The 14103-nt window shown below is 62.9% G+C and carries 16 protein-coding genes; 13 read left to right on the forward strand and 3 right to left on the reverse strand.

Annotated elements, in window-relative coordinates:
- Nucleotides 1-27 precede the first annotated feature (27 nt).
- Both CQ041_RS22850 and CQ041_RS22855 read right to left on the reverse strand, forming a co-directional pair.
- Nucleotides 28-693, reverse strand: a complete 666-nt coding sequence (locus CQ041_RS22850; protein WP_105524585.1) for a methionine ABC transporter permease — start codon at nucleotides 691-693, stop codon at nucleotides 28-30.
- 3 nt (nucleotides 694-696) lie between these two features.
- Nucleotides 697-1920, reverse strand: a complete 1224-nt coding sequence (locus CQ041_RS22855) for an SfnB family sulfur acquisition oxidoreductase (protein ID WP_105524672.1) — start codon at nucleotides 1918-1920, stop codon at nucleotides 697-699.
- A gap of 378 nt (nucleotides 1921-2298) precedes the next feature.
- Between CQ041_RS22855 and CQ041_RS22860 the strand changes: the two genes are divergently transcribed.
- The 8 genes from CQ041_RS22860 to CQ041_RS22895 are packed head-to-tail and all read left to right on the forward strand — an operon-like array spanning nucleotide 2299 to nucleotide 8410.
- Nucleotides 2299-3501, forward strand: a complete 1203-nt coding sequence (locus CQ041_RS22860; RefSeq protein ID WP_105524587.1) for a PepSY domain-containing protein — start codon at nucleotides 2299-2301, stop codon at nucleotides 3499-3501.
- Nucleotides 3498-4034 carry a thiamine pyrophosphate-binding protein gene (locus tag CQ041_RS22865; RefSeq protein ID WP_105524589.1) on the forward strand — a complete coding sequence of 179 codons (537 nt, stop codon included), beginning with the start codon at nucleotides 3498-3500 and terminating at the stop codon, nucleotides 4032-4034. Before CQ041_RS22860 ends, CQ041_RS22865 begins: the two co-directional genes overlap by 4 nt.
- Nucleotides 4031-4360 (forward strand): hypothetical protein, encoded by a 330-nt coding sequence (locus CQ041_RS22870; RefSeq protein WP_105524591.1) that lies wholly within the window; start codon nucleotides 4031-4033, stop codon nucleotides 4358-4360. Before CQ041_RS22865 ends, CQ041_RS22870 begins: the two co-directional genes overlap by 4 nt.
- Nucleotides 4357-4917 (forward strand): DUF6162 family protein, encoded by a 561-nt coding sequence (locus CQ041_RS22875; RefSeq protein ID WP_105524594.1) that lies wholly within the window; start codon nucleotides 4357-4359, stop codon nucleotides 4915-4917. The genes CQ041_RS22870 and CQ041_RS22875 overlap by 4 nt, the downstream gene beginning before the upstream one ends.
- A 19-nt stretch (nucleotides 4918-4936) precedes the next feature.
- Nucleotides 4937-5857, forward strand: coding sequence for a metal ABC transporter substrate-binding protein (locus CQ041_RS22880; protein ID WP_105524596.1), 921 nt, complete (start codon nucleotides 4937-4939; stop codon nucleotides 5855-5857).
- Nucleotides 5854-6600 (forward strand): metal ABC transporter ATP-binding protein, encoded by a 747-nt coding sequence (locus tag CQ041_RS22885; protein ID WP_105524598.1) that lies wholly within the window; start codon nucleotides 5854-5856, stop codon nucleotides 6598-6600. Before CQ041_RS22880 ends, CQ041_RS22885 begins: the two co-directional genes overlap by 4 nt.
- On the forward strand, nucleotides 6597-7496 hold the full coding sequence (locus CQ041_RS22890) for a metal ABC transporter permease (RefSeq protein WP_105524600.1): 900 nt from the start codon (nucleotides 6597-6599) through the stop codon (nucleotides 7494-7496). Before CQ041_RS22885 ends, CQ041_RS22890 begins: the two co-directional genes overlap by 4 nt.
- Nucleotides 7496-8410, forward strand: coding sequence for a metal ABC transporter solute-binding protein, Zn/Mn family (locus CQ041_RS22895; RefSeq protein ID WP_105524602.1), 915 nt, complete (start codon nucleotides 7496-7498; stop codon nucleotides 8408-8410). Before CQ041_RS22890 ends, CQ041_RS22895 begins: the two co-directional genes overlap by 1 nt.
- Here the strand turns inward: CQ041_RS22895 and CQ041_RS22900 are convergent.
- Nucleotides 8391-9116 (reverse strand): UTRA domain-containing protein, encoded by a 726-nt coding sequence (locus CQ041_RS22900; RefSeq protein WP_105524603.1) that lies wholly within the window; start codon nucleotides 9114-9116, stop codon nucleotides 8391-8393. The two genes, CQ041_RS22895 and CQ041_RS22900, sit on opposite strands and share 20 nt — an antisense overlap.
- Before the next feature lie 353 nt (nucleotides 9117-9469).
- Here CQ041_RS22900 and CQ041_RS22905 point away from each other — a divergent pair, with 353 nt between their 5' ends.
- The 5 genes from CQ041_RS22905 to CQ041_RS22925 all read left to right on the forward strand — a co-directional run bounded on the left by CQ041_RS22905 (nucleotide 9470) and on the right by CQ041_RS22925 (nucleotide 14087).
- Nucleotides 9470-10546, forward strand: coding sequence for an ABC transporter substrate-binding protein (locus tag CQ041_RS22905; protein ID WP_105524605.1), 1077 nt, complete (start codon nucleotides 9470-9472; stop codon nucleotides 10544-10546).
- Between the two features lie 128 nt (nucleotides 10547-10674).
- Complete coding sequence (locus tag CQ041_RS22910) at nucleotides 10675-11481, forward strand: alkaline phosphatase family protein (RefSeq protein ID WP_105524607.1); 807 nt, start codon at nucleotides 10675-10677, stop codon at nucleotides 11479-11481.
- On the forward strand, nucleotides 11478-12314 hold the full coding sequence (locus CQ041_RS22915) for an ABC transporter permease subunit (RefSeq protein WP_105524609.1): 837 nt from the start codon (nucleotides 11478-11480) through the stop codon (nucleotides 12312-12314). Before CQ041_RS22910 ends, CQ041_RS22915 begins: the two co-directional genes overlap by 4 nt.
- On the forward strand, nucleotides 12301-13101 hold the full coding sequence (locus CQ041_RS22920) for an ABC transporter permease (RefSeq protein ID WP_105524611.1): 801 nt from the start codon (nucleotides 12301-12303) through the stop codon (nucleotides 13099-13101). Before CQ041_RS22915 ends, CQ041_RS22920 begins: the two co-directional genes overlap by 14 nt.
- Nucleotides 13098-14087, forward strand: coding sequence for an ABC transporter ATP-binding protein (locus CQ041_RS22925; protein ID WP_105524613.1), 990 nt, complete (start codon nucleotides 13098-13100; stop codon nucleotides 14085-14087). Before CQ041_RS22920 ends, CQ041_RS22925 begins: the two co-directional genes overlap by 4 nt.
- Nucleotides 14088-14103: the final 16 nt, after the last annotated feature.

Below are 14103 nucleotides of genomic sequence, written 5' to 3' on the forward strand. Positions count from 1 at the left end.
GTGCTCCGAAGGCAGTTATTGTGGGAATCAACGGCGGCTGTAACGCGCCACCAAACGGTCACCGGTCATTTGCAGCGCTTGCACCAGCACTAACAGCAGCAGCACGGTGACGACCATCACGTCGGTCTGGAACCGCTGGTAGCCGTAGCGAATGGCCAGGTCACCCAAGCCTCCGCCACCGATCACACCCGCCATGGCGGTGTAGTCCACCAGCACAATCGCCGTCACGGTCACCGCTGCCAGCAGCCCGCCCCGGGCCTCCGGCAGCAACGTGTGGCGGATCACCTGCCAGGTGCTGGCGCCCATGGACTGGGTGGCCTCGACGACGCCGCGGTCCACCTCGCGCAGCGCGGTTTCCACCAGCCGCGCAAAAAACGGCGTACAGCCCACCACCAACGGCGGGATGGTGCCGGGCACGCCGAGGGACGTGCCCACCAGTAAGGTGGTCAGTGGGATCAGCACGATCAGCAGGATGATGAACGGCAACGAGCGCAACACGTTGACGACCACCGACAACACCCGATACACCATCAACGCTTCATGCAACTGGCGCTTGCCAGTGAGAAACAGCAGCACACCCAGCGGCAATCCCAGCAACACGGTAAAGCCCAGCGCAGCCGCGAGCATGCTCAGGGTTTCCAGGCAGGCTTGGCCGATGTCGGCCCAATAGATGTTCTTGAACAATTCGGCCATGCATCACGACCAGTCGTGGCGGGGTGGCTTGGCGCCGTTGAGCAACCAGTTGCCCACCACGTGATATTTCCAGCGCACCGGGTCATGCAGGGTATGCACCCGCGCGTTGCGCCAGTGGCGGTCGAAGTTGTGCTTCTTCAGCGTCGAGCGCGTGCCGCCCAACTCGAACAGTTTGTTGCTGGCTTCGATGGCGATTTCGGTGGTGAGGACCTTGGCCCGTGCAACGGCCAGGGAGGCGTGTGCGACATTCTCTTCATTTGGCGCCGGGCGGGCGGCGTCGAGTGCCAAACCGGCGCGATCCAGGAGCGCTTCAGCGGCTTCGAGACGGATATCCAGCGCCCCGACCTGGATGATGGTCAGCGGGTCCTCGCTGGCTTTTTCCACCCCGGCATCGATCCACGGGCGGGCGAACTGCTGGACGAACGCTACCGTGTCACGCAGCGCCGCGCGCGCGATGCCGGCGTCGATGGCGGCCGTGGTCAGCTGTGCGAAAGGTCCGGCCAGGGTCGGCGAGTCATAGGATTTATGTGTGGGAAACAGATTGAACGCCGGCACCCGCAACCCCTGTGCCAGCACGGTTCCGCTGGATGTGGTGCGCTGGCCCATGCTGTCCCAATCATCAATCACCACCAGCCCGGGAGTGCCGCGCGGCACAAAGGCCAACTGGGCATTCTGCTGTTCGTCCAGCGCCAGCACCGCCAGCCAATGGGCGTACAACGAACCCGTGCAGTAGCCCTTGCGCCCTTCGATCACATAGCCATCGCCGTCACGGCGCAGGGTTGCCTGAATGTCCTGCACGTTCTTGCCGCCGGTCTCCGACAATGCATTGGCAAATCGATGGCCCTGCAACGCCAGGCCGAAGAAGTGCGCCTGTTGCTCGGGAGTGCCCTGCAAGCGGATGTCCTCCAGCAGGCAATAGTGGTTCTGCGGAATCTGCCCCAGGGACGGATCTGCTGCCGAGATAATCGCAATCACCTGGGCCAGCACCGCATAGGAAACCTGCGCACCGCCAAACTCGCGCGGCACGCTGATGCCCCACAGGCCGCTGTTGGAATACAGGTCGACCACCTCGGCGGGCACCTGGCGGGTGCGATCACGCTCGGCGTCTTGCTCCAGCAGGACAGCGGCAACGCGGTGTGCCACCGCAATCGCCTCGGCTTCGTCGCGGATCCGTTCGGCATCGGGGGTATGGATCGGGTAATCGGCAGATACAGGCAGTACAGATATACAACGCTCTCGGGCGAATGGTTTGCCAGAGCCAGTGCAGCTTCTGTGCCGAGCGCTGAAACAGGCGGTTTGCCGGCAAAAAAGTGATCCAGACGTACCTTTGGCGCAGCAATCTGCCCATTCACTGTTGCCTGGCGAACATTTCGGCGGCGGCCCTCTGCCGGTGTCTATAAAGAAGGACTGGCCGCTCGTCGCAGCGGTCCTCGATGCATTGAAAGCACCCTGAATGGGAACCTGAAACATTTGCTTTCATTTCCGCATTAGGGATTTCTCATTCTCATCCGTCTTAATCTAGATACAGCCTGTCGCGTAAGCAAAAGCTACGACCGGCCTTTCCCGGGCCTCCATCGCCCCCCTCCGATCAAGACCCTCATTCACATGTCGAAGAAGTCACGCTCCAAACTCTGGTTTCTCGTACATAGCTGGTTGGCATTGCCCATCTGGTTCTTTGTACTGATCGTCTGCGTCACTGGCACGCTGGCAGTGGTCAGCCAGGAACTCGTCTGGCTGGCCAACCCGGATATCCGCGCCAGCAAGCCCTCCGATGATGCAGAGCCGCTGAGTTACGACCAGGTCATCGCCGCCATCAAGCGCGATGAACCCAAGGTCTTCGTCCAGTCCATCAGCCGTCCGGACGAATCGCATTTCGCCCTGAGCGTCGACCTCAGCTACCCGGACGGGCGCTCCGTCGAGGTGTACGTCAACCCCTACACCGGGGCCATCCAGGGCATCAGCCCGTCTTTCGACTTCCAGGCGTTTACCCGCGCGCTGCACGGCTGGTGGCTGGTGCCGTTCACCAATGGCTACAGCTGGGGCTGGTACCTGGTGTCGGCGCTCGGCATACCGCTGCTGGCGTCGCTGGTGACCGGGCTTGTGGTGTACAAGAAATTCTGGAAGGGCTTCCTGCGCCCTACCCTGCGTGTGCGCCACGGCGCGCGTATCTTCTGGGGTGACTTCCACCGCCTGAGCGGTATCTGGTCGATCTGGTTCATTCTGGTGATCGCCGTGACCGGTATCTGGTTCCTGATCCGGGCGATCCTGGGGGATAACCAGATTTCGATTTCCACCGAACAGGTCGTCCCGGTGATTGCCCGCGACAAGGTGCCGATGTCGGCCCCTGGCGTACCGGCGCCCATGATTCCCGTGGACGAGGCCATCAAGGTCGCCACCCAGCGCATCCCCGGCCTGGAGGCCAGCTTCATCAGCCTGCCGCTCAATGCCTACAGCCATTTGCAGATTGGCGGGCGGGGCTGGTACCCGCTGATGTACCAGACCGCACAGATCAACCCCTATGACGGTGAAGTGGCTGCGGCGCACCTGCTTTCCGACCGCTCGAAGCTGGAGTTCGTCACCGAATCCATGCGCCCCCTGCACACCGGCGACTTTGGTGGCCTGTGGATCAAGCTGATCTGGGCATTCTTCGGCCTGATCATGAGCATGATGGTGCTCAGCGGGCTGCTGATCTGGACCAAGCGCACCGCGCTGGCCACCCTCAATGCCCTGAAACGTGAAGCCAAGACCCAGCGCACACCGGCTGCCGTCCCCGCCATGCAGGCTGAAACCCCGGAGGCCAGCCGATGAGCAAGGTCGCTGTTGCAACCCCGTCGCCGCTTCGCGCCTTTTGGCTCAAATGGCGCTTTCATATCAATGTGCTGTTGCTGCTGGTGCCCTTGGGTTTCATGCCCAAATACTTCGCCGACGCCGCGCTGTTCCGCGGGGATACGGGGATTGGTGAACGGGTCGCCGGCGACGTGCAGGTCGGCCCCTGGAGCCTCACGCTAGCCGAATTCCGCAACGAGGGCCCGCGCCCCAACCCGGCCGGCCCGATGAAGTTTTTCAATGCTGCCCTGTGCGCCGCCTGCGCCGACCAGGTCAAGGCCACCTACCTGCGCATCGGCAAGCCCCGCAGCCTGCGCGCCGCCGGGGTGATCTTCTTTGGCACGCCGTACCGCATGGGCGCTGGCCTGCCGGTGCCGGAACGCACGCCGGCGGATGCCGAGCTGTGGGTCACCATGGAAGGCTGGGACGGCACCATGCACCAGGGTTCCATCCCGCTGAGCCAGGCCTCGCCTGCCACCATTGCCTGGCTGAACAAGCAAGGAGTTAAACCATGACATTCAAGCGCCTGACTCACGCCTGCGCTGCACTGCTGATCGGTGCCGGTTTCAGTACCGTTGCCCTGGCCCACAACCCGATGTGCGAATGCAAGGAAATCCCCGGTGAGCAGATCCAGTGCACCGGCGGTTTCTCCGACGGCAGCGGCGCTCCAGGGGTGACCCTGGACGTGATCGGCTACGACGAGACCATCCTGGTGCCCGGCAAGCTGGGCGAGGACTCCAAGCTGACCTTCAAGAAACCCTCCGCCGAGTTCTACGTGCTGTTCGACGCGGGCCCCGGCCATGTGGTTGAGATCGACCAAGCGGATATCCAGCCGCAATGAGTACCACACAGGTCGTCCGCCCCGCCGGGGCGGGTCATGAAACCCTCTACGTGCTGCTGCTGTGCCTGATCATCCTCGCGGTAGCCGGTTCGGTGATTGCCCTGCACGGCGAAACCCAGGAAGTTGCGGCCGTGCCGAGCCATCAACTGGACGCCCGCCGCGACTTGAGCGCCGCCGAGCAAGGCATCTACGCCGACCTGCGGGTGACCCTGGATGAAATCCAGCTGTTGCAACAGGAACACAGCGAGCTGCCGACGCCGGCACAATTGGCTGAAGAGGGCTTCGCGCCCTTCGCCCAGGACGCCAGCTCGGTCAGCCGTGGCGACCACCGCTGGCAACTCCAGGCGCCTGCTGCCTACCTCGGCTTGAGCCAGGCTCCCCGTACCGCCGGCTCGCTGCTGATGCGCGTGCACGGTGCCGAGCCGGATATCTGGCTCAACCGCAGCGCCAACCTGGCCGCCCCCTCCGACCTCTCTGACCAGGCGCTGATCGCGGCCGGCTGGCAGCAGGTGGTTGCGCAATTCGATGCCGGCGTCACCCGCCAGCACCGTCACTGAACGAGAAGACCGATTGCCCATGTCTAAGTCATCGCCCCTGTTGCGCCTGTTGCTGGTCAGCCTGCTCAGCCTGATGTTCGCCCCGCTGGCCAGTGCCGAGGCGGCCAAGCGCCTGCGTATCGGCATCACCCTGCACCCTTATTACAGCTATGTAAGCAACATCGTCGGCGACAAGGCCGAGGTGGTGCCGCTGATTCCCGCCGGTTTCAACCCCCACGCCTACGAGCCTCGGGCCGACGACATCAAGCGCATCGGCAGCCTGGACGTGATCGTGCTCAACGGCGTCGGACACGACGACTTCGCCGACCGGATGATCGCCACCAGCGAGCGCCCCGATATCCCGGTGATCGAAGCCAACGCCAATGTGCCCCTGCTGGCCGCCACCGGCAACGCCGCGCGCGGTGCGGGCAAGGTGGTCAACCCACACACGTTCCTGTCGATCAGTGCGTCGATTGCCCAGGTCAACAACATCGCCCGCGAGCTGGGCAAGCTCGACCCGGACAACGCCAAAACCTACACCCAGAACGCCCGCGCCTACGGCAAGCGCCTGCGCCAGATGCGCGCCGATGCGCTGGCCAAGTTGACCAGCGCCCCTAACCCGGACCTGCGCGTGGCCACCGTGCACGCCGCCTACGACTACCTGCTGCGCGAATTCGGCCTGGAAGTCACCGCCGTGGTCGAGCCAGCCCACGGCATCGAGCCCAGCCCGAGCCAGCTGAAGAAGACCATTGATGAACTGCGCGCCCTCGACGTGAAAGTGATCTTCTCGGAGATGGACTTCCCGTCCACCTACGTCGAGACCATCCAGCGTGAATCCGGGGTCAAGCTGTACCCGCTGTCGCATATTTCCTACGGCGAATACAGCCCCGAGAAATACGAAGTGGAAATGACCGGCAACCTCGACACAGTGGTCCGCGCGATCCAGGAGTCGGGGGCATGACGGCGGCAGAGCAATTGAAGGTTGCCAGTGTTGGCCCGACGATCGAGTTCGACAAGGTTTCACTGACGCTGGGCCGCACCCCGATCCTGGCGGAAGTGAGTTTCCAGGTGCAGCCGGGCAGCATCCATGCGCTGGTCGGCCCCAACGGCGGCGGCAAAAGCTCGCTGATCAAGACGCTGCTGGGGCAAACCCCGCACCAGGGGCAACTGCGCCTGCAATGGCCGACCACGGTGGGCACCATCGGCTATGTGCCGCAGGCGCTGGAATTCGACCGCGGCCTGCCGATGACCGTGGATGATTTCATGGCCGCAATGTGCCAGCGCCGTCCGGCATTCCTCGGCCTGTCCCGGCATTACGCCGGGGCGATTGGCGATGCGCTGGAACGCGTCGGCATGCAGGACAAACGCAAGCGCCGGATGGGCGCACTGTCCGGTGGCGAACGCCAGCGCGTGCTGCTGGCCCAAGGCCTGATCCCGGCGCCACAACTGCTAGTGCTGGATGAACCGATGTCGGCCCTCGACGAGGCCGGTATCCAGGTGTTCGAACGCCTGCTCAATGACTGGCGCCTGGCCGGGATCACCGTGCTGTGGATCGAGCATGACCTGGACGCCGTGGGTCGCCTGGCCGACCGCGTCACCGGGCTCAACCGCCGCGTGCTGTTCGACGCCACGCCCCAGGAGGCGCTCACACCGGATCGCCTGCTGACCCTGTTCTCCACCCACCCTCGGAGCACGGCGCAATGAGTTATGAAGCCTTTCGCTTGATGGTCCAGGGCTGGGCCTCTTCCGGGTACCTGCCAGAAGCGCTCGCCTACGGGTTTGTGGTCAACGCCCTGCTCGCCGGCTTGCTGATCGGCCCGGTGCTGGGCGGCCTGGGCACCTTGGTGGTGGTCAAGCGCTTTGCCTTTTTCTCCGAGGCCGTCGGCCATGCGGCACTGACCGGCGTGGCCGTCGGCATCCTGCTCGGCGAACCCTACACCGGGCCGTATGGCGCGCTGTTCGGGTACTGCCTGCTGTTCGGCATCCTGCTCAACTACCTGCGCAACCGCACCGGCCTGGCGCCGGACACCTTGATCGGCGTATTCCTCTCGGTATCCCTGGCGCTGGGCGCGAGCCTGCTGTTGATTCTGGCGGGCAAGATCAACGTGCACATCCTCGAAAACGTATTGTTCGGCTCGGTGTTGACGGTCAACGGCAACGACCTGCTGGTGCTGGCGATTGTCGGTTCGTTGGTGATGGCCTTGGCGTTGCCGCTGTACAACCGCATTATGCTCGCCAGTTTCAACCCGCAACTGGCGGCGGTGCGCGGGGTGGCGGTGAAGACCCTGGATTATCTGTTCGTGATCCTGGTGACGCTGATCACCGTGGCGGCGGTCAAGGTCATCGGCGCCATTCTGGTGGGCGCACTGCTGGTGATTCCGGCCGCGGCCGCGCGCCTGCTGAGCCAGTCGCTCAAGGGCTTTTTCTGGGTCTCGGTGGTGATCGCTACGGTGAGCACCCTGTGCGGCATCCTCCTGCCGATCATCTTCGACCTGCCCATCCCGTCCGGTGCCGCGATCATCCTGATGGCCGGTATCGCCTTCGCCCTCGCCGCCATCGCGCGCGGCATCGTGCCCAGCCTGAAAGGGAATCTTGGATAATGCGCTCTGTTCTTCATCCCCTGGCCCTGGCCATCGCCTGTCTGTTCACCCCACCGTTGATGGCGGCTGAGGCAGCCAAGCCGGCTGCCCACGCGGCAAAACCGGTCAAAGTGCTGGCCTCGCTGCCCATCACCTATGGCTTGGCTGAAGTACTGCTCAACGGCACGGCCGTGCAGCTTGAACGCGCCGCGCCGGCCAACCTGCCCGGTTCGCGGCAAGTGTCCTACTTCACCGGCCGTGGCGCGCCGGCGCTGGGCAAGCTGGCCCAGGACGCCGACGCCGCCATTGGCCTGCGCTCGCTGTGGGCCGATGACCCGCTGTACCCGGTGGCGCGGCGCAGCAATATCCGCATCGTTGAAGTCGACGCCGCGCGCCCGGTGGACGGCGGCCTGCCCGGCATTGCCGTACAGCCGGGCGTCAGTGACGGGCTGAACAGCCAACCCTGGCAATCCAGCAACAACCTGGGGCGCATGGCCGATGTACTGGCCGCAGACCTAGGCCGCCTGGCGCCGAGCGCCAAGCCGAAGATCGACGCCAACCTCGCCGGCCTCAAGCAGCGCCTGCTCAAGCTCACCGCCGACAGCGAAGCGCGGCTGGCCAAGGCGGATAACTTGAGTGTGGTCAGCCTGAGTGATCACTTTGCCTATCTGGTCAGCGGCTTGAACCTGGACGTGGTCAGCACGGATGCGCGGCCGGATGCCGACTGGACGCCCGAGGCGTTGCACAAGCTCAGCGCCGAGTTGAAGGACAACGACGTGGCCGTGGTGCTGCATCATCGCCAGCCGAGTGAGGCGGTGAAGGCCGCCGTGACGGCCGGCGGTTCGCAGTTGCTGGTAATGAATGTGGACGGTGCCGACCCGGTAGCTGAACTGGAAACCAATGTGGACCAGGTGATCAAGGCGCTGAGCCCGTGACATCCACACCCACATGGATGGCATCATGCCGCCAGAATTCCAGGTCGCAGTCGATCAACCGCTGATGCTGGTCATAGTTGACCCGGGCGATACGCAAGCCCGGGCTGCCCACCGACACACGCAATGCGGCGGCAGCTTCCACCGGCAGTGATGTCGGCACAATTTCAAAGCGTACCCGCCCATAGTGCACGTCGTAGTTGCGCGCATACAACTCGGTCATCGACTGATTCAAGTCACACGCCAGGATCCCCGGAAAATAGTGCGGGTTCAGGTAGTGCTCCACGTACAACACCAGGCGCCCATCGATGCGCCGGCTCCGACAGATCTGAATCACGCTCGACAATGCCGGCAGTTGCAACCAGGCACACACCGCCGCCGAGGCCGGTTTCAGCCGTGCAGAAATCACCTCGGTGGACGCCACCCGCCCCTGATCGCCGACCATCGCGTGAAAATGACTGCGCTGCATCAAGTTGTAGGCCAGCCGTGGCGGCGACACAAACCAGCCGCGCCGCTCCTCGCGATAGATCTGCCCCTGAGCCTCCAGTTGTAACAAGGCTTCCCGCACCGTAATCCGGGTGGTACCAAACAACTCGCTGAGCTTGCGTTCGGCGGGCAGTTTGCTGCCAGGTGCCAGCAAGCCGTGGTCAATCTGCTCCTGCAGCGCCAGGCCAATGGAGGTCACCGCCTTGATTGCCTCATCACGCATCAACGTTACCTATCTGGACTAGACCAGCACCGTTCAGGTGCACAAACCGCGCTGAATTCGGGCCTCTGCCGTTGGGTGCCAGCCTAGGCATTGCAGATGACCGACAGATGACAGCGGCTGTCCGAGCGTCGCAGAACACGCTGCAATACATCGGCCAAGTCCAAGCCAGACGGGGATTTTCCCATGGTCTACGCTCAGTCTGCGCAGAGCGACATCCGCACGATAAAAACGACATCGACACGAAACTGTCATCCATCGAGCCTAGATTGGCTCAGGTATTGCTCTGACCTAGACCAACACCATCGCAAACGTCGATAAAAACGCAGCGTTGAAAACGCCCATAGGAGCTTCGGATGAAACAGCTTTTCCTGGCATCACTGTTAGGCTCGACCATTGCCATGTGCACCGCCGCCATGGCCGCTGATACCGATCTAAAAACCCTGGAAGCCGCCGCCAAGGCAGAAGGCGCCGTGAACAGCGTCGGCATGCCGGATGACTGGGCCAACTGGAAAGGCACCTGGGAAGACCTGGCCAAGACCTATGGCCTCAAGCACATCGACACCGACATGAGCTCGGCCCAGGAAATTGCCAAGTTCAAAGCCGAAAAAGACAATGCCAGCGCTGACATCGGCGACGTGGGCGCGGCCTTTGGCCCGATTGCCGTGAAGCAGGAAGTGACCCAGCCGTACAAGCCTTCCACGTGGGCGCACGTACCGGATTGGGCGAAGGACAAGGACGGTCACTGGGCGCTGGCCTACACCGGCACCATCGCGTTTATCGTCAACAAGAAGCTGCTGCACGGTTCCGAAGTGCCGACCAGCTGGAAAGACCTGCAAGGCGGAAAATACAAGGTTTCCATCGGTGACGTCAGCACCGCAGCCCAGGCAGCCAATGGCGTTCTGGCCGCTGCCATCGCCAACAAAGGCGACGAAAAGAACATCGCCCCGGGCCTGCAGTTTTTCACCAAGATCGCCCAGCAAGGTCGCCTGTCGCTGTCCAACCCGACCATCGCCACCATGGAAAAAGGCGAAGTCGAAGTGGGCATCGTCTGGGACTTCAACGGCCTGAGCTACAAGGCCAAGATGGCCAACCCGGATGACTACGTGGTACTGATCCCGTCGGACGGCTCGGTGAAGTCCGGCTACACCACCATCATCAACAAATACGCCAAGCACCCGAACGCCGCCAAGCTGACCCGCGAATACATCTTCAGCGATGCCGGCCAACTCAACCTGGCGAAGGGCAATGCACGTCCGATCCGCGCGGAAACCGACCTGAAACTGCCGGCCGACATTGCCAAAAACCTGATCCCGGGCGAGCAGTACACCAAGGCCAACCCGCAGCCGATCAAGGATGCCGATGCCTGGGAAGCGACGTCCAAGAAACTGCCGCAGCTGTGGAACGAGCAGGTGATCGTAGAGATGCAGTAAGGCTGTCGCCCACATTGGAAATCCACTGGAAATCCAATGTGGGAGGGGGCTTGCCCCCTCCCACACTTGATCCCTGTTTCTGCAGATAAAGAGATTCAAGTCCATCCGTTGCGGAGCGCCCTCCCCCCATGAAGCACACTGTCATCCTCGTCGTGCTCGACGGCCTCAACTTCGAGGTTGCCCGGCACGCCATGGGGCACTTGCAGGCCTATGTCGGCGCAGGACGCGCAGCGCTCTACAAACTGGAATGCGAATTGCCCGCCCTGTCCCGCCCGCTGTATGAATGCATCCTCACCGGCGTGCCGCCGATCCAGAGCGGTATCGTGCACAACCACGTTTCGCGCCTGTCCAACCAGCGCAGTATTTTCCATTACGCCACCGACGCGGGCCTTGTTACCGCAGCGGCGGCTTACCACTGGGTCAGCGAGTTATATAACCGCTCGCCCTTTGAGGCCGCGCGCGATCGTCATACCGACGACGCGTCCCTGGCCATCCAGCACGGCCATTTCTACTGGAATGACCACTACCCCGATTCCCATCTGTTCGCCGACGCCGAAAGCCTGCGCCTCAAGCACGCGCCCGACCTTTTGGTGGTGCACCCGATGAACATCGACGACGCCGGCCACAAGCACGGCCTCGACACGCCGCAGTACCGCAACAGTGCGCGCTCGGCCGACATCATCCTCGCCGACTACCTGCACACCTGGCTCGACGCCGGCTACCAGGTACTGGTGACCGCCGACCACGGCATGAACAACGACCGCTCCCACAACGGCCTGCTGCCGGAAGAACGGGAAGTGCCGCTGTTCGTGCTCGGTGATGCCTTCAGCCTCGACGCCAACGCCGCGCCGAAACAGACCGAGCTGTGCGGCACCCTCTGCGAACTGCTGGGCGTGCCTCACGACAAACCTGTGTGCCGGGAGCTGTTGAAATGATCCGTGGTAAATGGCTGGCGCTGCTGTGTCTGGTGCCGTTCGCACTGTTTTTTATCGTCTTTGAAATCGCGCCGCTGGTGTGGGTGCTGATCAACAGCCTGCAAACCGAAGAGGCCGGCTGGGGCGTGGACAATTTCATCCGCATCTTCAGCTCGAAGTTCTACCGCCAAGCGATCCAGCTCAGCCTCGAGATCAGTTTCTACTCGAGTGTATTCGGCATCGTCATTGCCACGCTGGGCAGTTACTCGTTGCGCCGGGTGGATTCGCCACTGCGCAACTTCGTCACCGCCTTCGCCAACATGACCAGCAACTTCGCCGGCGTGCCCTTGGCCTTCGCGTTCATCATCCTGCTGGGCTTCAACGGCAGCATCACCCTCATGCTCAAACAGGCCGGGATCATCCAGGATTTCAACCTGTATTCGAAAACGGGGCTGATCATCCTCTACACCTACTTCCAGATTCCTCTGGGCGTGTTGCTGCTGTACCCGGCCTTTGACGCCCTGCGCGAAGATTGGCGCGAGTCGGCCGCCCTGCTCGGCGCGAACGGCTGGCAATTCTGGCGGCACATCGGCTTGCCGGTACTGACGCCGGCATTGCTGGGCACCTTCGTGATCCTGCTGGCCAACGCCCTCGGGGCCTACGCGACGGTGTACGCACTGACCACCGGTAATTTCAACGTGCTGCCGATCCGCATCGCGGGGCTGGTTTCCGGCGACGTATCCCTCGACCCGAACATGGCCAGCGCCCTGGCCGTGGTGCTGGTGGCCCTGATGACAGTGGTCACGGTGGCCCATCAACTGCTGCTCAAGAGGAGCTACCATGTCTCGCGCTGAAGCCGGCCCGGCCTCCCTCTACCACCGCGTGGTGGTGTGGTTATTGTTTGCGATCCTGGTGTTGCCGCTGATCGGCACCTTCGTCTATTCGATTGCCAGCAGTTGGTCGGCGACCATCCTGCCGGCGGGCTTTACCGTGAAGTGGTACGTGCAGCTGTGGAGCGACCCGCGCTTCCTGATGGCCTTCGGGCAGTCATTGCTGGTGTGCGTGGGCGCGCTGATCCTGTCGGTCGTGCTGATCCTGCCGCTGCTGTTCGTGGTGCATTACCACTTCCCCAGGCTCGACGCATTGATGAACATCCTGATCCTGCTGCCCTTCGCGGTACCGCCGGTGGTGTCCTCGGTGGGCCTGCTGCAACTCTACGGTTCCGGGCCGCTGGCGATGGTGGGCACGCCGTGGATCCTGATCGGCTGCTACTTCACCGTGGCCCTGCCGTTCATGTACCGGGCGATCACCAACAACCTGCAGGCCATCAACCTGCGCGACCTGATGGACGCGTCCCAACTGCTCGGCGCCAGCACCTGGCAGGCGGCGATCCTGGTGGTGCTGCCCAACCTGCGCAAGGGCCTGATGGTGGCGCTGCTGCTGTCGTTCTCGTTCCTGTTTGGTGAGTTCGTGTTTGCCAACATCCTCGTCGGCACTCGTTACGAGACCCTGCAGGTGTACCTCAACAACATGCGCAACAGCAGCGGTCACTTCACCAGTGCCGTCGTGATTTCCTACTTCTTCTTTGTGCTGGTGCTGACCTGGGCCGCCAACATCTTGAACAAGGACAAAAGCCAATGAGCTTCGTCAGCGTCCAACACCTGCAAAAAGGCTACGCCGGGACCCCGGTGTTCAGTGATATCAACTGCGAAATCGCCCAGGGTGAATTCGTCACCCTGCTCGGCCCGTCCGGTTGTGGCAAGTCCACGCTGCTGCGCTGCATCGCCGGCCTGACCGCGGTGGACAGTGGCAAAATCCTGCTGGATGGCCAGGACATCGTTCCGCTGAGCCCGCAGAAACGCAACATTGGCATGGTGTTCCAGAGCTACGCACTGTTCCCCAACATGACCGTGGAGCAGAACGTCGCCTTCGGCCTGCGCATGCAAAAGGTCAACGCCGACGACAGCCACAAGCGTGTGCAGGACGTGCTGCAACTGGTGGAACTCAAGGACCTCGCCGGCCGCTATCCGCACCAGATGTCCGGCGGCCAGTGCCAGCGCGTGGCCCTCGCCCGCTCCCTGGTAACGCGCCCGCGCCTGTTGCTGCTGGACGAGCCGCTGTCGGCGCTGGACGCACGCATCCGCAAACACTTGCGCGAGCAGATCCGCCAGATCCAGCGCGAACTGGGCCTGACCACGATTTTCGTCACCCATGACCAGGAAGAAGCCCTGACCATGTCCGACCGCATCTTCCTGATGAACCAGGGCAAGATCGTGCAGAGCGGCGATGCCGAGACCCTCTACACCGCGCCGGTGGATGTGTTCGCCGCCGGGTTCATCGGCAACTACAATCTGCTGGACGCGGACAAGGCCAGCCAGCTGCTGCAACGCCCGATCAACAGCCGCATCGCGATTCGCCCGGAAGCCATCGCGCTGAGCCGCAACGGTGAACTCGATGCCTTGGTACGCAGCCACAGCCTGCTGGGCAACGTGATCCGCTACCGCGTCGAAGCGCGAGGCGTGGAATTGGTGGTGGATGTACTCAACCGCTCGGCCGATGACCTGCATCCTGACGGCCAACGCCTGGCACTTTCCATCGACCCGAGTGCGTTGTGTGAAGTAGCCTGACGCCACGATTTCCCGA

The sequence above is a fragment of the Pseudomonas sp. MYb60 genome, assembly GCF_002979555.1.
Taxonomy (GTDB): Bacteria; Pseudomonadota; Gammaproteobacteria; order Pseudomonadales; family Pseudomonadaceae; genus Aquipseudomonas.